This window comes from Massilia scottii, from assembly GCF_030846495.1.
GTDB classification, from domain to species: domain Bacteria; phylum Pseudomonadota; class Gammaproteobacteria; order Burkholderiales; family Burkholderiaceae_D; genus Telluria_A; species Telluria_A violaceinigra.
Genome location: NZ_JAVCWM010000012.1, coordinates 189243 through 206872, shown reverse-complemented (window position 1 = coordinate 206872; position 17630 = coordinate 189243). Strand labels below are relative to the sequence as shown.

At 63.3% G+C, this 17630-nt stretch carries 18 protein-coding genes; 11 read left to right on the top strand and 7 right to left on the bottom strand.

The features are described 5' to 3' along the window. Positions 1–19: 19 nt before the first annotated feature. The 5 genes from RBA41_RS18530 (at position 20) to RBA41_RS18510 (ending at position 4934) form a co-directional block, all read left to right on the top strand. Complete coding sequence (locus RBA41_RS18530) at positions 20–1303, top strand: hypothetical protein (RefSeq protein ID WP_306625693.1); 1284 nt, start codon at positions 20–22, stop codon at positions 1301–1303. Between the two features lie 57 nt (positions 1304–1360). Then, entirely contained in the window at positions 1361–2284 is a 924-nt protein-coding gene (locus tag RBA41_RS18525) for a MipA/OmpV family protein (protein WP_306625692.1), read from the top strand. A 2-nt stretch (positions 2285–2286) separates the two neighbouring features. Further along, positions 2287–2988 (top strand): hypothetical protein, encoded by a 702-nt coding sequence (locus RBA41_RS18520; RefSeq protein ID WP_306625691.1) that lies wholly within the window; start codon positions 2287–2289, stop codon positions 2986–2988. A gap of 327 nt (positions 2989–3315) precedes the next feature. After that, the gene (locus RBA41_RS18515) at positions 3316–4230 is read left to right on the top strand and encodes a MipA/OmpV family protein (protein WP_306625690.1); all 915 of its coding nucleotides are present in this window, start codon (positions 3316–3318) and stop codon (positions 4228–4230) included. 2 nt (positions 4231–4232) lie between these two features. After that, positions 4233–4934: a hypothetical protein gene (locus RBA41_RS18510; RefSeq protein WP_306625689.1), complete on the top strand. Its 702-nt coding sequence runs from the start codon at positions 4233–4235 to the stop codon at positions 4932–4934. Positions 4935–5013: 79 nt separating this feature from the next. Here the strand turns inward: RBA41_RS18510 and RBA41_RS18505 are convergent, their stop codons facing one another. Continuing rightward, positions 5014–5745, bottom strand: a complete 732-nt coding sequence (locus tag RBA41_RS18505) for a substrate-binding periplasmic protein (protein ID WP_306625688.1) — start codon at positions 5743–5745, stop codon at positions 5014–5016. A gap of 263 nt (positions 5746–6008) precedes the next feature. Between RBA41_RS18505 and RBA41_RS18500 the strand changes: the two genes are divergently transcribed. Next, positions 6009–7373: a hypothetical protein gene (locus RBA41_RS18500; RefSeq protein ID WP_306625687.1), complete on the top strand. Its 1365-nt coding sequence runs from the start codon at positions 6009–6011 to the stop codon at positions 7371–7373. Between the two features lie 40 nt (positions 7374–7413). Here the strand turns inward: RBA41_RS18500 and RBA41_RS18495 are convergent, their stop codons facing one another. From RBA41_RS18495 to xseA, 6 genes are all read right to left on the bottom strand, one after another. Next, on the bottom strand, positions 7414–8100 hold the full coding sequence (locus RBA41_RS18495; protein ID WP_306625686.1) for a response regulator: 687 nt from the start codon (positions 8098–8100) through the stop codon (positions 7414–7416). A 102-nt stretch (positions 8101–8202) separates the two neighbouring features. Beyond that, the gene (locus RBA41_RS18490) at positions 8203–8718 is read right to left on the bottom strand and encodes a hypothetical protein (protein WP_306625685.1); all 516 of its coding nucleotides are present in this window, start codon (positions 8716–8718) and stop codon (positions 8203–8205) included. A 326-nt stretch (positions 8719–9044) separates the two neighbouring features. Further along, on the bottom strand, positions 9045–9587 hold the full coding sequence (locus RBA41_RS18485) for a DUF4303 domain-containing protein (protein WP_306625684.1): 543 nt from the start codon (positions 9585–9587) through the stop codon (positions 9045–9047). 208 nt (positions 9588–9795) lie between these two features. After that, positions 9796–11145, bottom strand: a complete 1350-nt coding sequence (locus RBA41_RS18480) for an erythromycin esterase family protein (RefSeq protein ID WP_306625683.1) — start codon at positions 11143–11145, stop codon at positions 9796–9798. A 199-nt stretch (positions 11146–11344) separates the two neighbouring features. Beyond that, on the bottom strand, positions 11345–11923 hold the full coding sequence (gene sodB, locus RBA41_RS18475; RefSeq protein ID WP_306625682.1) for a superoxide dismutase [Fe]: 579 nt from the start codon (positions 11921–11923) through the stop codon (positions 11345–11347). A gap of 125 nt (positions 11924–12048) precedes the next feature. Continuing rightward, entirely contained in the window at positions 12049–13422 is a 1374-nt protein-coding gene (gene xseA, locus RBA41_RS18470) for an exodeoxyribonuclease VII large subunit (protein ID WP_306625681.1), read from the bottom strand. 1007 nt (positions 13423–14429) lie between these two features. On the opposite strand from xseA, the gene RBA41_RS18465 reads away from it, so the two are divergent. The 5 genes from RBA41_RS18465 to kdsB are packed head-to-tail and all read left to right on the top strand — an operon-like array spanning position 14430 to position 17498. Further along, complete coding sequence (locus RBA41_RS18465) at positions 14430–15035, top strand: MotA/TolQ/ExbB proton channel family protein (protein WP_306625680.1); 606 nt, start codon at positions 14430–14432, stop codon at positions 15033–15035. Continuing rightward, on the top strand, positions 15035–15487 hold the full coding sequence (locus tag RBA41_RS18460; RefSeq protein ID WP_099882979.1) for an ExbD/TolR family protein: 453 nt from the start codon (positions 15035–15037) through the stop codon (positions 15485–15487). Before RBA41_RS18465 ends, RBA41_RS18460 begins: the two co-directional genes overlap by 1 nt. A gap of 33 nt (positions 15488–15520) precedes the next feature. Then, positions 15521–16591, top strand: a complete 1071-nt coding sequence (gene lpxK / locus RBA41_RS18455; RefSeq protein ID WP_306625679.1) for a tetraacyldisaccharide 4'-kinase — start codon at positions 15521–15523, stop codon at positions 16589–16591. Continuing rightward, the gene (locus RBA41_RS18450) at positions 16572–16742 is read left to right on the top strand and encodes a Trm112 family protein (RefSeq protein ID WP_099881687.1); all 171 of its coding nucleotides are present in this window, start codon (positions 16572–16574) and stop codon (positions 16740–16742) included. The genes lpxK and RBA41_RS18450 overlap by 20 nt, the downstream gene beginning before the upstream one ends. A 3-nt stretch (positions 16743–16745) precedes the next feature. Further along, positions 16746–17498: a 3-deoxy-manno-octulosonate cytidylyltransferase gene (gene kdsB, locus RBA41_RS18445; protein WP_306625678.1), complete on the top strand. Its 753-nt coding sequence runs from the start codon at positions 16746–16748 to the stop codon at positions 17496–17498. Positions 17499–17630 lie beyond the last annotated feature (132 nt).

Here is a 17630-nt window from a genome sequence, read left to right as displayed (position 1 = left end):
CCTTATGAAAGGATTTGCCATGTCTGTTTTGATTCGCGCACTTTCCTGCCTCCCGCTGGCTGGCGCTGTCGCGCTCGCCGGTTGCGGCGGCGGCGACAGCGGCGGCAGCACGCCCGTACCTCCGAAGACGCAGCCGGACATCGTCGTGCCAACCCCGACCCCGACCCCGACCCCGACCCCGACCCCGACCCCGACGCCGACGCCGACGCCCGAGCCGGTTACCGTGATGACCCCGTTCGTCGCACGCGCCCAGCAAGCCTCGTGCGCCAGCGTGACCAACCGCCTGTACCTCATCGACAAAAAATACGTGCTGTGGAACAAGTCGGGCGACTGCGCCGACAACCGCTACAGCCTCGAACTGTTCGGCACGACGCCGGACGCGAAAGTATGCAGCCTGAGTGACTCCATCGCCGGCCCGAAAAAAGAATGCAGCGACGAAAAAATGCTGCCCCTGTTTAACACGATCGTCGACAAGACCAACGAAGAAGGTTTCGGCCTGGGCGCCGGCCACGTTGTCGAAGAGATCAAGTTCCTGCCTGCAGACGGGCTCAGTGTGGATTTCAAGACCATCGCCAGCGATACCTTCTCGGGCGTGTCCGAAGCGCGCAATGTGGTGGTGCGCGACCAGGCGGCGCTCGATGCCCTGTGGGCCGAGCACAGCCGCATCCGCATCCCGCCGCCGCCGGCGCCGAAGGTCGACTTCAAGGCCGAGATGGTGATCGCCGTGTTCGGCGGCAACGGCTCGGCCTGCGGCAGCTTCGGCGTGGTGCGCGCCAATGCCAGCGATGGCCACCTGGTGATCCGCACCGAGCACAGGGCGCCCGATCCCGGCGTCATGTGCATCGCCGTGGTCGCCAATCCGATGCAGATGATCACGGTCCCGCGCGTTGACGCCGTGGTCGACTTCGTCCAGGTGAAGACGCAGAACATCGATTTCACCGACCTGTGGCGCGGTCCCTACTCGCACATGCCGACACCGCGCAATATCGTGATCAAGGATGCCACCACCTTCGCCACCGTATGGAACCAGTCGCACAGCGGCGGCGCCTTGCCGGTTGTCGATTTCAGCAAGGAAATGGTGGTCGCGGTATTCGGCCGGGGTGGCCCGACCGGGTGCGACACCACGGAAATCCAGAGCATCTACCGCGAGAGCGGCAAGATACACGTGTCCAGCGTGAACTGGTCGCTCAAGCCCGACAGCGGCCTTGCATGTCCGGCGGCGATTTCGAACCCCGGGCATCTGGTCAAGCTGCCGCGCTCGGATGACACGGTCGAGTTTTCGACCCAATCGCGGCAACGATAAGGCAGTTTTCCGCTTCCCTGGTGGCGCGCATGCGCCGCCGGGCCCGGACCCTGATGTATGAAAATACTGTTGACCTTTGTGCTGGGCGCGGCGTGCGCCAGTGCCACCGCCCGCACTCCGTCCGTCAATCCGATGCCGGACGGCAGCCGCGACATGTATGTCGGGCTCGGCTTCGTGTCGTCGCCCGCGTACGAAGGCGCGCGCCGCCCGCGCCGCATGGCGGTGCCGGTGCTGCAGGGCGAGTGGAGCAATGGCGTGTTCATTTCCGGGATGAATGCCGGCGTGCACCTGTCGGACCAGCCATCGCTCGAATTCGGGCCGCTGTTGTCGGTCCAGGCACGGCGCAGCGAATCGGGCAATGGGGTCGCGCTCGGCGGCGCCTCGCTGAACTCCATGACCAACGGCGGTTCGCCGCTGGCGCCCATCGGCGACACCCCGCCCGAGCCCACCATCCCGACCCAGCCAATCACCCCGGGCCAGCCCGACAAGGTCGCGCGCAGCGTCGGCCCGAATCGCCTGTCCGGCATGGATGTGGTTGGTGCGCGCCTGCAGGCGGGCGGCTTCGTCAACGTCTACCTCAGCCCCAGCCTGCGCCTGACCAACAGCGTGCTGTACGGTGGAGGCCGGGACGCCAACGGCGTGCTGTGGAACCTCGGCATCCAGCATGTGGCGCAGCAGTTTTCGCCGCATCACAGCGTCTCGCTGTCGGCGGGCGTGAGCGTGGTCAACCGCCACCACAACACGAGCTTTTTCGGCGTCAGCCCGGCTGAATCCCTGCGCAGCGGCAACCCGGCGTATGCGCCCGGCGGCGGCCTGAACGGCGCGAGCGCGGGCCTGCGCTGGCACTGGGCCCTGTCGCCCTCGTGGCTATTGATTAATAACGTGCAAGCGACCCGCGTGCTGGGCGCTGCGCAAAAGAGTCCGTTGGTGGAGCGTCCCAACGGCTTTGTCGTATCCACCGCGCTCGCTTACCGGTTCTGATGATGAACGCCCCACGCCGTCTCGCTCTCTTGCTCGCGCTGCTGTTTTCGGCAGGCGCCAGCACGGCGCACGCGCCCGCGTCGGAATGGCTCAGCTATCGCGATGCTTACCGCGCCATGGTGGCGTTCCAGAAATATGGCGGACCCAAGAGCTATCTGCAAAACCAGTTGCAGCTGATAACGGCGCAGCAGGGCGCCGTGGCGCCGGACCTGCGGCTGATCTTGCACACCCGCGACGGCGACCAGTACCTCGCGCTCGATCCCACCGGGCGCACGGTATTTCCGCTCAGCACGGCGGCCTACAACGAGAATGCGCCCTTGCTGGTGAGCGGCAGTAGCGGGCCGGTCGGTTTTCGCGCGCGCGTGTCGATCGTGCCGCGCGCCAACGGCCTGTACGACAGCGCCGAGCTGCGCGCCGCCTGCGCCCAGGCGCTGGACTACCTGCGCTACACCGATGCCAGTGCGCAGACGCGCGCCTGCGTGGGCGTGCGCTTCGTCTACCCGAACGCGCTCACCACGCCCCCGGTGCGGGTGCGCAGCGGCGCGGCCGACGCGGTGACGCTGCCGCTGACCGAGGGCCGCGCGTTTCCCGACGATGGCCCGGCTGGATTTCGCATCGTCAATTATCGCTTCAGTCATGGCGGCGAGCCGCGCCAGCTCATCACCAGCAGTGCGCCGCTGGCCATCGCGCCGCTGATCGAATAGCGTGCTCAACAGTTCGGTGATGTCGAATACACATTTACGACAATTGCCAGACATTTCGAGGCGGAAAGGAACGCGTGAAGCGCCTAAGCTATGCGCATCGGGTTTTCCGTTCGCCCTCGATGCTCTCCGGTGTCGCGGGCTTTTTTTATTCGTAGCAACAGCATGATGGCGATGCAGTCGGCCGCATGAAGGCGCCCGCCATCCGCGTATCGTGGGACGCCGCAGCGTGCAGTCGAGGCGCGTGCGGTCTTGACGAAAACTCAGCGATTTCGGCGATGTTGGCGGCAGGCCGTAAAATGGCGGCTGATCATCTTTTCGGCGATATTCATGAGAACCCTTTTTGCCCTTGTCCTGGCCGGCGTTTGGCCTGCCGCCTGGGCCCAGACCCCTGCCACCAATCCGATGCCGGACGGCAGCCGCGACATGTATGTCGGGCTGGGCGCCGTCTCGGCCCCGCGCTACCAGGGCGCGGCGGAGCGGCGCGTGACAGCCTTGCCGCTCCTGCAGGTCGAATGGAGCAATGGCGTGTTTATCTCGGGCATGAGCGCAGGGATGCACCTGTCGGCCAATCCGGTGCTCGAATATGGCCCCCTGATCGCGCTGCAGCCGCGCCGCAGCCAATCCGGCAGCGACAGCGAGTGGGTCGGAGCGCCCATGGCCGGCTTCGTGGGCGAGTCGGTGCCGCCGCTGAGCACGACCGATCCGAAGACCGGGCCGATACGGCCATCCGCGGTGCCGCCCGCAGAGCCGTCCGCGCACAAGCGTGGCGCCAATCGTCTCAGCGGCACCGACGCGATTGGTGCGCGCCTGCAGGGCGGGGCGTTTTTCCATTATTATCTGACGCCATCCTTGCGCATTACCAATAACTTGCTGGCAGGATCGGGACGCGACCGCCATGGCGCCACCTGGACCGTGGGCATGCAGCACGTGGCGCGGGCCATCTCGCCCCACCACAGCGTGTCGCTGTCGGCCGACCTGACGCTGGTCAACGGCAGCTACAACCGCAGCTATTTCGGCGTGACCGAGGCTGAAAGCCTGCGCAGCGGCAATGACGCATATGCGCCCGGAGGCGGCCTCAAGGATGTGACCGTGGCCGCGCGCTGGAACTGGGCGCTGTCGCCATCCTGGATGCTCGGCAGCGCGGTGCGCGCCGCGCGCCTGCAGGGCGATGCGCGGCGCAGCCCGCTGGTCGAGCGCCCCACTAATTTCACCGTGTCCACCGGACTCGCTTACCGATTCTGATCATGTCATTTGTCCGCCACGTTTCCGCCATGCTTGCCTTGCTGTTTACGGCAGGCGGCACGACGGCCAATGAAGCCGGCGGCGAATGGCTCAGTTATCGCGATGCCTACCGCGCGATGGTGGTGTTTGAAAAATACGGCAGGCCCAAGAATTTCTTGCAGAATCATTTCCAGGTCATGTTGAAAGAGAAGGGCGTGCTGACCGATGGCTTGCAGTTGAGCTTGCTTAGCAAGGCCAGCAGCCTGAACCTGCCGCTCGATCCGACCGGCCGTACCGTCTTTCCGCTGCTCAAGGCGGCGTATGACGACAACGCCACGCTGATGCTCACTCGCAACGCCGCCCAGTACGTGTTCCGCCCGCGCGTATCGATCGTGGTGCGTTCCGACGGCGTGTACGAAACGAGCGACCTGCGTGCCGCCTGCGAGCAAGCGCTCACCTACCTGCGCCATGTGGATTCCTCGGCGCGCACGCGCCGCTGCAGCGGCGTGCGCCTGAGCTACCTGCGCAAGGGGGCGGACCCGGTGGTCAGGCTGCGTAACGGCAGCGGCGACGTGGCCCTGCTGTCGGTGGCCGACGGGGCCAGCTTCGGCGAGGATAACAACGATGGCTTCCGGGTCGTCAATTACCGCTTCGGCGAGCATGCCGACAAGGGCCAGCTGGTGACGCAGAGCGCGCCGCTGGCGATCGCGCCGCTGCTGGAATAGGCAAGGCGCGGGCCGGTGTTCGGTCCCCCTGGCAGGTCGGTCGATATGCGGGCGGCGGCAACCGCCACGGCGGCGCGATTCAGAGACTCACGCCGTATTTGCCGTAGATTCTGGCGATGGCCCCCGAGCGTTTCATGATGAGGATGGCTTCGTCCAGTTTCGGCAGCAAGGCTTTCTTGCTGGGATGGACGCGTATCGAGACATCATACGAACCCAGGATGTCGCCGAGGACGAACTCGCTGTACTTGGGCGCCTGGAGCATGCTGTATTGCGCGACCGCCTTGTTGATCAGGATCTGGTCCATCCGCCCGGCGGCGAGCATGGCCATGAGCTGCTTCTCATTCACGGCGTCGGACCGATGCACGGCACCGCTGTCAAACAGTTCGCGCAACTCCGGATAGCTGTAACCCCGTACAAATCCCAGGGTTCTGCCAGTCAAATCGTGCGGCGTATTCACTTTGAAATGTTTGCCCGGGGCAAACACGAGTATGTCGATCACCTTGCCAAACGGCACTGAAAAGACGCCGGGGACTTTTTGCTGCTTTACCCAGCCGGGGAACACGCCGGGTTCGAGGTCGACCTGCCCCAGGTCGAACCGTTTGGCGAGCCGTGCGTAGGGAAAGTACTCCACCTGAAAGCGATGGCCGGTAATCTGCCCCAGTTCGTCCAGGAGTTCCTGGTAAATGCCCGTTTGCCCGCTCTCGATCATCATGGGGGGATAATTGTAGAAGCCGACCTTGAACGTTTCGGAGCGCGCGTCCGTCAACCAGACGGCGCACATCAGGCTTATCGCGTAAACAAGGATTTTCATGGCTGCCCTAAGTCATCCGGAGTGGGGGCGAACGCCGCACGACGGTATCGTGGGCGCGCCGGCATTGCGCATCAACTATTGTGCCGTTGCCGTTCAAAGTCAAGCGCCGCGTTGGCGCTGCCGCCTCCGGTGCTGCCGTCGCAGCCGCATGGCATGGACGCCAGGCGGCGGAACGGTTAATATAAATTTAGACAATATTTAAATCCAAACAATATTTCGCCGGTGCAGTTTGTCAGCGCGCCCGGCATTGCCGAAAGATTCCGATGACCCAAAGAACTAGCCTGTACCTCGCCATTCCTCTGGCCGGCGCGCTGCTGCTGACGGCTTGCGGGGGCGGCAGCGATCCGGTCCCGGTCAACGCGGCCGACCCGGTGGCCCCAACGCCAACCCCGACCCCAACCCCAACGCCAACGCCGACGCCGACGCCGACGCCGACGCCAACGCCAACGCCAACGCCAACGCCTGATCCTACCCCGGACCCGACGCCCGAGCCGGCGTCCGTCACGGTCCCTGGCGTCGCCGAGCCGGACCCCAGTGCCTCGGGCGTCTTCATCACGCCATTCGTGCAGCGTGCCCGTGAAAGTACCTGCGGCCAGTACTACAATCGCCTGTTCGTGGTCGGCCAAAAATACGTTTTTGCGGGCCAGAACGGCAGTTGTGATGCCAATCCCGAGCACGAGGTGCTGTTCGGCGCGACGCCCGACATCATGCTGTGCACCAGCTATTATGGACGGCTTGGCGGCAAGGAAAGTTGTGCCGATCCCAAGCATTCCGGCCTGTTCAATACACTGTCGGGGATGCAGACGAGTCCGGAGTTACTTCCTGCGGGGATCAAAACAGAAGAGATCTTTTTCTTGCCCAAGGAGGGCAGCCGGCTGGCATTGACCCCGCTGGCGCAGGACAACGCCTCGGCCATCAAGACGCCGCGTCACCTTGTCATCCGCGACGCGGCCACCCTGGCCGCCGTGTGGGCCGAGCACACCGGCGGCAGCGCCAGCCCGGCCGCGCGGCCGGTGGTGCACTTCGAAAACGAGATGGCCATCGCCGTGTTCGGCGGCAGCAGCAGCGCCTGCGGCGAATTCGGCATCCGCGCGGTGCGGGTCAGCGCCGGCAAGCTGGTCGCCGAGTACGAACAGCGCAGCGCCCCGCCCGGTTCCGCCTGCGTGCTGACCGTCAGCACGCCGATGCAGATGGTAATGGTCGACCGCAGCTACGCCAGCGTGACGTTTGAAAAAGTCGCGCCGCTCCGGGTGGCGTTCAAGCCGATCGATGGCTACCGCAAATCGCAGATGCACGAGCGCACGCAGCTGGTGATCAAGGATGCGCAGGGCTGGGCCGCCTTGTGGAAACGGCATGATGGCGTAACGCCGCCACCGGACGTGGACTTCGGCAAGCACATGGTGTTGTTCGCCACGACCGGCGACCGGCCGGTGGAAGCGTACAAGCTGGCGGTCAGCGATGTCGAGCGCATCGGCGGCAAGCTGCGCGTGAGCACGGTCGAAAAAACGATGGGACGTTACAGCATGGGCCCGGCACCGGCGGCGATCACCAATGCCTGGGCGGCGGTGGCGCTGGAGCGCTCGGATGAGCCGGTCGAGTTCGTGGAACAGCTATCGTACTACCGCTAGCCGGAAAAGGCGGGACGCGCTGGCGGCATCCCCTTGCCCATCAAGCCCAGGCCGAGGGCGAAAACAGATAGCCTTCGCCCCACACGGTCTTGATCTTTTCGGAATCGACGTCGTCGAACTTGCGCCGCAGCTTGGAGATGCAGTTGTCGATGCTGCGGTCCAGCCCGTCGAACTCGATGCCGCGCATTTTTTTCAGTAATGCATCGCGCGAGAGCACCCGTCCGGCCGATTCGGCCAGCACCAGCAGCAGCTTGTATTCGGTATTGCTGAGCAGGCACTGCTCGCCGCGCCAAGTGACGATGCGGTCGCTGGCGATGATCGACAGGGCGCCGAATTCGAGCGCCGCCGGGTCGCTGCCCGGTTTGCCCTGGGCGCGCCGCAGCAGGGCGCGCAGGCGCGCCAGCAGCACGCGCGGCTGCACCGGCTTGTTGACGAAATCGTCCGCACCCTGTTCCAGGACCGACACTTCGTCGTAGGAATCTTCGCGCGCGGTCAGGATCAGGATGGGGGTTTCGCTCAGCTCGCGGATCTGGCGGCACACCACCATGCCGTCCAGGCCGGGCAGCATCAGGTCGAGAATGACCACATCCGGGGTGAGCGCCTTGAAGCGGTCGAGCGCGGCGTCGCCGCGCGTGACCAGGTCGACCGTGAACTCGTATCCGCTCAGGTACTCCGTGACCAGTTGCGCCAGGCGCGCATCGTCCTCCACCAGCATTACACGAAACATGAGTTTTCTCCTAGCCGCCCATTGTATAAGAGCTACTACGAAAAAAGCCAGTTGCAGACCAGCGCGGACAATTTGCTACACTTTCATGACATTCTGGCTACCTTACTGCTGGGGAATACAGACTTCCAGCACTTTTTCGATGCGCTCGTTGAGGATGGTGCGGGCGGCGGGTGCTTCGAGGATGCGGTTGGTCACCAGTTTTTCGCCCGCCGTGCTGGTGCGGAACTGCTCGAAATCGACCATCTCGTCCTCGGTAAAGCGCGGCAGCGCTTCCGGCAGCGGCTCGCCGGCCGCCGCGAACACGCCCAGGTAACCGTGCTTGGCGAATTTCCTGCCGACCGATTTGGCCAGGAAGGATTGGGTGCGCGCCAATTCCTTGCTGTCGAGATTCGCGAGCAGCAATTGCTTGTAGACCTCGTCGAAACTGGCGGGGTCGAGCGCTTGCACGCATGCCAACTGCTCGGCCGTGACCTTGCCCTGTTTGGCGCCGGCCTTCATCGACAGCTGCACGCCGAGCAGGGCAGGTTTGGAGAAGACGGCGGCGGTGGCCGCATTGACGGTTTGCGCCTGCGCCGCGCCGCCCAGCAGCAATGCCGCCGGAAAGAACAGTGTGGCCATGTGACGTCCAGACAGTGCGGAAATACCCGGGGTTAAACGACGCGTCCGCAACAAGCAGGCTTTGTGTGGGGAATTCATGTCACCGTCCATTCTTCTCAAGTCACTTTCCTATCAACAGCGTGGGTACGCCAGGTCATCCGGAAGGGTTAAATCCGCCGTATTGCCGAACATTATGACTGATCTGTGGATATTTGTGTGCATGAAAAGCAACACTGATAAACATGGCTTAAATTAGGCATTTTGCAGGAAAATAGCGCATATAAGGTGGATAAAATCGGATATCGACGAACGAAATCATCGATTTGTATCCCAACTGCAATCAGCTGTTAAGGTTCCGCGCGTATGGTATTTAATCGAACTGTTGCTTCTTGGTGATCTTGATCGTGATCCATCACCGAGGTGGTGAATCCGGGGTCCATGTTGGTGCGTGCCAGGATGCCCGAGCGCTCGATACGCACCAAGACGCGGCACGCGCAGCGCATCAATTGCTCGATATACAGATTGGCCGGTTCCGCGTCTATTGCGTCATCGGTCAGATAAGCTTCGATCGCTTCCTGGAACGCGCCCCAGCCGGGGTCCCAGTGCGGCTGGTCCTGGTTGAAACCCTGGTATTTCCAGTCGCCGAAATTGGTTCTCAGTTGCGCCAGGCGGGCGGCGTCGTCATTGAACCGATCGACATATTCCCTGGCGGTGGCGGCAAACGCGGCTTCGCTGTTAAAGCACAGCAGGAACATGCCCATTTCGGCGTCGCAGTCGATGCCGAAGCCATAGAAGCTCTCGTCCTGGTGGGCCTCGGCGAACAGCCGGATCGATTCCATCGACAGAGCGAACAACTGTTCTTCGATGAGGCGCAAGTCGGGAGCCTGCATGGGAGTATCCTTATGATGGTCGGCGGGCGGCCTGGCTGGAGGCAGGCTGGACAAATTTTACCGCCAGCACCGCGGGGGCGGCAAAAGATGGAATGGCCTCTCGGTGCTGGCGATGAGCAACTTCATCAAAATCCGGGCGTGGCCAACGCGGCCGCCGCCGCCATTGCGCGGGGACGGCCGCGCGCCTCAATGGCGGCTGGCTGGCCGGCTAGACGCCGACCGGGAACGTCCCGGGTGCTTCCCCCGTTTCCCAGTGGCTGGTCCATTCGAGCGGCTGGACCGCCCGCGTTTCATCGATATGCAGCACCGCATCGAATTGGCGCGGCAGGCTGGCGTAAAAATAGTGGCTCTGGCGCTCGGCGTGAGGCAGGTAGATCACGCCGATGGCGCGTTCGAGCCGGGGCTTGCCCAGCGCCCTGGTGGCCGCATTGTGTACCTTGAAAGGCAGCATGAAGCGCCCGATGCCGCTCCGGTGAAACGCATCTTCATAGCTGCCGGCCAGCGCGGGGCGTACGCGCTTGCGTTCGGCCCGGCCATCCCAGTCGGACGCGGCGGTGACCGTTCCGTGGCAGGTGGTAAAGCCGATCAGCCTGGTTTCATCTCCATAGCGTTGGCGCGCCAGCTGGCCGACCGTCCATTCTCCCTGCCTGCCCACCTCGGTGGCGCGCGCGTCGCCGATATGCGAATTGTGCTCCCACACGACGATCTTGGCCGGCTTGCCCCGGGTGTCGGCAAGATGCTGCGCCAGCGCATCGAGCGTTTCCATCATATGCCGGTCGCGCAGGTTCCAGGACGACACCCGGCCGTGAAACATGCTGCGGTAATACTCTTCGGCGTTCATCACCAGGCGGGCGTTTTGGCGCGCATGGAACAGTGCGTCGCTCGCTTCGACGCCATCGTGGCGCACGTCATCGGCGGCGTGCTTTTGCAGTTCTTGCAACTGGGCGACGACCGCGTCTTCGCAGGAGGGCGACAGGCCGAAACCGGCCGCATAGCCGTAGCGCTGGCTGTTGGCCTCGAAGTGGTCGAAGCACGCATAGCGGCGCCGCGCGCGCTGCGCCGCAGCGGGATCGACCTTGTCGAGGTACTGCAGGATTTCACCGATGGACGTGAACAGGCTGTAGAGATCGAGGCCATAGAAACCGGCCGCGTCCGCAGGCGATGGCAAGGCCCGGTTGAAGGCGCGCAGCCAGTCGACGAAAGCGACAACGTCGGTATTGCGCCACATCCAGCTCGGGAAACGCTTGAACCCGGCCAGCGCCTGCTCGCTATCGGCGTCGTCGTCCAGCCCGCGCACATGGCGGTTGACCCGGTAGGCATCGGGCCAGTCGGCCTCGACAGCGACGGCGTTGAAGCCCTTTTCGGCAATCAGGCGCTGTGTGATGCGCGTGCGCTCGTGATAAAACTCGTGCGTGCCATGGCTCGCTTCGCCAAGCAGGACGAAGCGTGCGTCGCCGATCAGGGTCAACAGGGAATCGTAGTCGCCTGAGGCGCCGTTCAGTGGTTCGGCGGCCGACGCAATGGCCGTGATCAAAGCGGAATCGGAATCGGTGGACATCGTCTTGCAGCGAAGAGCGAACGTGTCTGTTTGATTGCGAATGAGGCGGCGGGTTTGGTGAAGGTGAGGCTGCGATTGAGGCAGATCAAAGCTGGGGGCAGTTGATGGAGGAACGGCCACAAAAAAGAACAGCCCGCGCTGAGGCGGGCTGTATCCGGATCGATTCCGTTCCGCGCGGAGCGGAACATGAACCGGTCGATCAGGCCGCGTTTTGCGCGACGAAGTCCCAGTTGACGAGGCCCCAGAAGGTTTCGACATACTTGGCGCGTGCGTTGCGGTAGTCGATGTAGTAAGCGTGCTCCCAGACGTCGCAGGTCAGCAGTGGCTGGTCGCCGGTGGTCAGCGGGCAGCCGGCGTTCGAGGTGTTGACGATGTCAACGCCGCCGTCGGCTTTTTGCACCAGCCAGGTCCAGCCGGAACCGAAGTTGCCGAGGCACGACTTGGTGAATTCTTCCTTGAATTTGTCGAACGAGCCCCACTTGGCGTTGATCGCGTCGGCGACCTTGCCGCTTGGCGCGCCGCCGCCGTTCGGCTTCATGCCGTTCCAGTAGAAGGTGTGGTTCCACACCTGGGCTGCGTTGTTGAACACGCCGCCGGAGGATTTCTTGATGATCTCTTCGAGCGACAGGTTCTCGAACTCGGTGCCCTTGATCAGGTTGTTCAGGTTGGTCACATAGGTCTGGTGATGCTTGCCGTAGTGGTATTCCAGCGTTTCTTTCGAAATGTGGGGAGCCAGGGCGTCCATTTCATACGGCAGAGGCGGCAGTGTGTGTTCCATGTTGTGTCCTTTTTGTTTGGAAAAGCGTCAATGATTCTGAACCGGTGCTTATTGTAATTCGGATGGCCGTTCGTTGCTTATTTGCTTCGCGCCGGAAAGCACGCTTGCCTGCGGACCAGCCGGCGCTACTCGAGCCGGGCCTGGACGCTCGCTACGCCCACCTCGGCGCTGCCCTCGGCCAGGCGCACCGTGAGCACCTCGTTCGGCTTGATCTGCAAGGGCGAGCGTAACACCGTCCCCTTGGCGTCGCGCACGATGGCGTAGCCGCGTTCGAGGGTGCGCTGGGGATTGAGCAGTTCGAGCTGAGCCGCCAGCGCGCCGAGCGCATCGCGCTTCTGTGCCAGCTGGCTGGCCAGGCTGCCGGTGCAGCGGCGCTGCTGCGAGGCGAGCTCGCTGCGCAGGGCGCGCACGTCCGGCCGGTGGCTGGCCCAGCGCGCGCGCAATTGCGCCAGAGAATAGCCCTGGCGCTGCAGCGGCGCGCGCATGGCGTGCGTCATCGCGGTCGACAGCGCCACCAGTTCCAGGCGCTGGTGGCCGATGCGCGCCGATGGACTGAGCAGCCGGCGCTGCCAGTTGTCCAGGCTCTGGTGCGCATCGTTGAGGGTGTGGCGCATCGCGCGCCGCAGGTCGCCGCAATCGGCCGACAGCGAGGCGATCCAGTCCGCATGCGGGGTGGCGGCCAGTTCGGCGGCGGCGGTGGGGGTGGCCGCGCGCAGGTCGGCGGCAAAATCGGCGATGGTGAAATCGGTCTCGTGGCCGACCCCGGAAATGACCGGCATGGCGCAGTTGGCGATCGCATGGGCAAGCACTTCTTCGTTAAAGCTCCACAAGTCTTCGATCGAGCCGCCGCCGCGGCACACCAGCAGCACGTCCACTTCCGCCCGGCGCGAGGCCGTTTGAATGGCGCCGGCAATCCGTTCGGCCGCGCCCTGGCCCTGCACCGGGGCAGGGTAGAGCACGATGCGCACGTGCGGCGCGCGCCGCTTGAGCGCGCTGAGGATGTCGCGCAGCGCCGCCGCCTGCGGGCTGGTGACGATGCCGATGCTGCGCGTAAACAGGGGCAGGGGACGCTTGCGCTCCTGGTCGAACAGGCCCTGCGCGCCCAGCTTGTCCTTCAGGCGCAGGAAGGCTTCGTACAGCGCCCCCACGCCGGCGCGGCGGATCGCCTCGACGTTGATCTGGTAATCGCCGCGCGCGCCGTACAGGGTCACCAGGGCGCGTACCTCGACCTTGTCGCCCTCGCGCGGAATGAAGCCGGCGTACTGGGCGCGGCCGCGGAACATCACGGCGCGCACCTGGGCCGCGTCGTCCTTGAGCGTGAAATACCAGTGGCCCGAACTGGCGCGCGTGAAGTTCGATATTTCACCGCTGATCCAGGTCAGCGGAAAGGAGCGCTCCAGCAGGCGCGCCACCTGGGCATTGAGCGCGGTGACGGTCAGTACCGGCGGCCCGCCTGGCGACGCGGCGGGCAGGGGATCTTGGTCGAAATCGGTTTGCATGGGATGAGTTCCGGAATAACTGTCCACAAAATGTTGAAGCGGTCATGCTTATGTCACATATCGCGTAAAACAACAAGACTTTTTTCTAAGTCGATGATTTTAAACGAAAAAGCTGAGGTGCTGCTTTACCTCGCAATGACTGAAATCCCTTCTAAATCAAGCACTTTGGCGGTCCGGGCGGGAGTTGCTCACAAAGTTATCCACAGAAATTGTGTAGAAGTTTTTCTGTACGTACACACAATGAACTGCCTGCCGCTTGCGCACCGGGGTGCTATCTCTTTGTAATCAAGCGCTTACGTCATTTCGGAGCGCCTTGCACACAATCTTGTCCACAGAAGCTGTGCAGAAGTGCAGGCCTTATCCACCGCCCGGCCGCCGCGCCACCTCTGCCATTCATTTGAGCACTGGTAATTATTCCTTCAAAATCAATGGCTTGAGACAGTGTTGACTGGCTTGCGCACAATCTTGTCCACAAAAGGTGTGCAGAACGCGCGTACTTGTCCACTGCCGGGTAAAACGCCAGAAATGGGCGCCCATGACGGCATTTTGGGCGCCCGGACAGCAAGTTATCCCTGTTTGCCGCATATTTGTGCACGACCGTATTAATTAATGTAATCAATGACTTGGAAGGACTTCCGCGTCATTGCGCACAATCTTATCCACAAAAGATGTGCAGAAGATTGGCGCCCCCGGCCTGCCTTATTTTTGCGCTTAAATCATTTTCCCTTTTTAATCAGGGACTTGACTGCCCACCCCCGGTATTGCTAACAATCTTATCCACAGTTTTTGTTCAGAACATCGACGGAATTTTTAATTTTTGACATGCCTTGTTTTTACGCATGGCAAACTTTTCCTTTAAAATCAAGCACATCGAGACGCCTGGGGCCGCTTGCGCACAATCTTATCCACAGAAGGTGTGCAGAAGTGGACTTGCCGAGTGACGGGCAACACGTTACATTGCCGGGGTTCGTTCTTATCAAGAATTACCATTCACTCAGGAGTTTGTTTTGCTGCCTATTCTTCAAGCTGCAGGTTGGCCAGTCTGGCCGTTGCTGATCTCCTCTCTCGTCGCATTAGCCTTGATCGTCGAGCGCATCATTTATCTGCGCCGCGCCAAGATCCTGCCACCGCAGTTGCTCGATGAAGTGGTGCGCGTGTATCACAACGGTAAGATCACCAAGGATGTGGTCGAGTCGCTGGAAAAGAATTCGCCGCTCGGCGCCGTGCTCGCCGCTGCCCTGCGCAACGTCGACGCCCCGCGCGACGTGATGAAGGAATCGATCGAAGAAGCGGGGCGCGGCGTGGCCCATGTGCTCGAACGCTTCCTGACCACGATCGGCACCATCGCCTCGCTCGCCCCGCTGATGGGCCTGTTCGGCACGGTGATCGGCATGATCGAGATTTTTGGCTCCAGCAACGCGACCGGGGTCAATCCGGCCCAGCTGGCCCACGGTATTTCGGTAGCGCTCTACAACACCGCCTTCGGTATCGCCATCGCCATGCCGGCCATGATTGCCTACCGCCACTTCCGCGCCTTGGTCGACAGCTTCATCATCGACATGGAATTGCAGGCAGTTAAGTTCGTCGACGTCGTGCACGGTGCCCGCAAATGATGAACTTTCGCCGCGGCCAGAAACGTGAAGATCCGGAGATCAATCTGATCCCCTTCATCGACGTGCTGCTGGTGGTGCTGATTTTCCTGATGGTCACGACCACCTACAGCAAGTTTACCGAGTTGAAAATTACCCTGCCGACGGCCGACGCCGAAAAGGCGCTCGAAAAGCCGTTCGAACTGAACGTCACGGTCGACGCCAAGGGTAACTACACGATCAACAACGAGCCGGTCTCGTTCAGCAACGTGGCTGGCCTGGCGGAAGATCTGAAAACCGCAGCCCGTACCGGCAATAACGGCCAGCCGGCGCCAACCGGCGAAAAGGGCCCGGTCGTGGTCGTCAACGCCGACCAGTTCGCGATGCACCAGATGGTCATCAACGTGCTGGAAGCGGCGCGCATGGCAGGCTACGACAAGCTGACCTTCGCCGCCCAGACCGGCGAGAAGAAGTAACAAGCGCAGGCGAAGCGATTCGCCTGCCGCCTCATGTCTTCCACTTCCTCATCCTCATCTTCCCTCGAAACGACGCTTCAGCGTGCCTGGCAGCGGCGCGGCGCGCTCGCTTGCGCGCTGTGGCCGCTCTCCCTGCTGTTTCGCCTGGTTGCCGGCGTGCGCGCGCTGCTGTTTCGTTTTGGCTTGCTGGGCTCGACCCGGCTGCCGGTGCCGGTCATCGTGGTCGGTAATATTTTTATCGGCGGCACCGGCAAGACCCCGCTGACGATCTGGCTGGCCGACGCCTTGCGCGCCGCCGGCTTCACGCCCGGCATCATCTCGCGCGGCCATGGCGGTGGTGATAGCGCGTCGCCTAGCGCGTCGCATGGCGCGCCGCGCGCGGTCACGCTTGAATCGCGCGCGCGCGATGTCGGCGACGAGCCGCTCCTGATCGCGCGCCGCACCGGCTGCCCGGTGGTGGTGGGGCGCGACCGGGGCGCCGCCGGACGCGCCTTGCTGGCCGCCCATCCCGGCGTCGATGTGATCCTTACCGACGACGGCCTGCAGCACTACGCCCTGCGGCGCGATATCGAAATCATGCTGTTCGACGGACGCGGCACCGGCAATGGCTGGCTGCTGCCGGCCGGACCCTTGCGCGAGGCGCCATCGCGCCGGCGCGACTTCACCATCGTCAATGCGCCCGAATTGACGCCGGCCTTGCGCCAGGCGGTCGGCGGCATTCCGTTCCGCATGCAGCTGGCCGGCGAGTTCGCCGAGCCCTTGGCGCGCCCTGGCGAGCGTGTGGCGCTGGCCAGCCTGCGCGGCCAGCGCATCGTTGCCGCCTGCGGCATCGGCAATCCGCAGCGCTTCTTTACCCTGCTGCGCGGCGCCGGCCTGGCGTTCGCGGAACTGGCGCTGCCGGACCATCACGATTTCCTCGACCAGCCATTTGCCGCCATCGAAGCGGACTGCATCCTGATCACCGAGAAGGATGCAGTAAAATGTGCGCAAATTGAAAATCTCAAAAACGACCCGAGACTGTGGGTCGTACCGGTGACGGCGCAGCTTGATGCCGCGCTGGCCGAACAAATTGTGGAGAAATGTCGTGGATGCTCGACTGCTTGATATCCTGGTCTGCCCTGTATGCAAGGGTCCGCTCGAACTGGACAAAAAGGCCCAGGAACTGATCTGCCGCGGCGACCGCCTGGCGTTTCCGATCCGCGACGGCATTCCCATCATGTGGGCCGACCAGGCGCGCAAGATCGAAGCGCTGTAGGCGATGGGTTTCATCGTCATCATTCCGGCCCGCCTGGCCTCGACCCGGCTGCCGAACAAGCCGCTGGCCGACCTGGGCGGCAAACCGATGGTGGTGCGCGTGGCCGAACGCGCGGGGGCCTCGGGCGCCGCGCGCATCATCGTCGCCACCGACCATGAAACCATCGCCGCCGCCTGCCGCGAACACGGGGTGCAAGTGTGCATGACGCGCGCCGACCATCCGTCCGGCACCGACCGCATCGCCGAAGTGGCGCGCGCGCTGAACCTGGCGCCCGACGCCGTGGTGGTCAACCTGCAGGGCGACGAGCCGCTGATCGACCCGGCGCTGCTGGCCGCCACCGCGGCCCGCGTTGGCGTGGACGTGCCGATGGCCACCTGCGCCCATCCGCTGCACGACGCCGCCGACGCCTTCAATCCGAACGTGGTCAAGGTGGTGCTCGACAAGGCCGGGCGCGCCCTGTATTTTTCGCGCGCCACCATTCCCTGGCACCGCGACGGCTTCGCGCAATCGCGCGGGCAGCTGCCGGCGGCGTATGCCGCGCTGCGCCATATCGGCCTGTACGCGTACACCAACGCCTTCCTGCAAACCTATCCCACGCTGGAGCCGGCGCCGCTCGAAGCGGTCGAAGCGCTGGAGCAGTTGCGCGTGCTGTGGCATGGCTATCCGATCGCCGTGCACGTGACCGGCAGCGCGCCGGCGGCCGGCGTCGATACCCCCGATGATCTTGAACGGGTGCGCCTGCATTACCCGAATTAGCTTTGCTCCAGCGCAGCACGTGTGCGGTTCTCATCAGTAACCGACGCATAGCTTGCGCCAGATCAAGCAAAAAAATGGCGAATACGCCCTCGGATTGGCGTTCTCCGTGACTTTTGTGGTAAGTTTCGTACC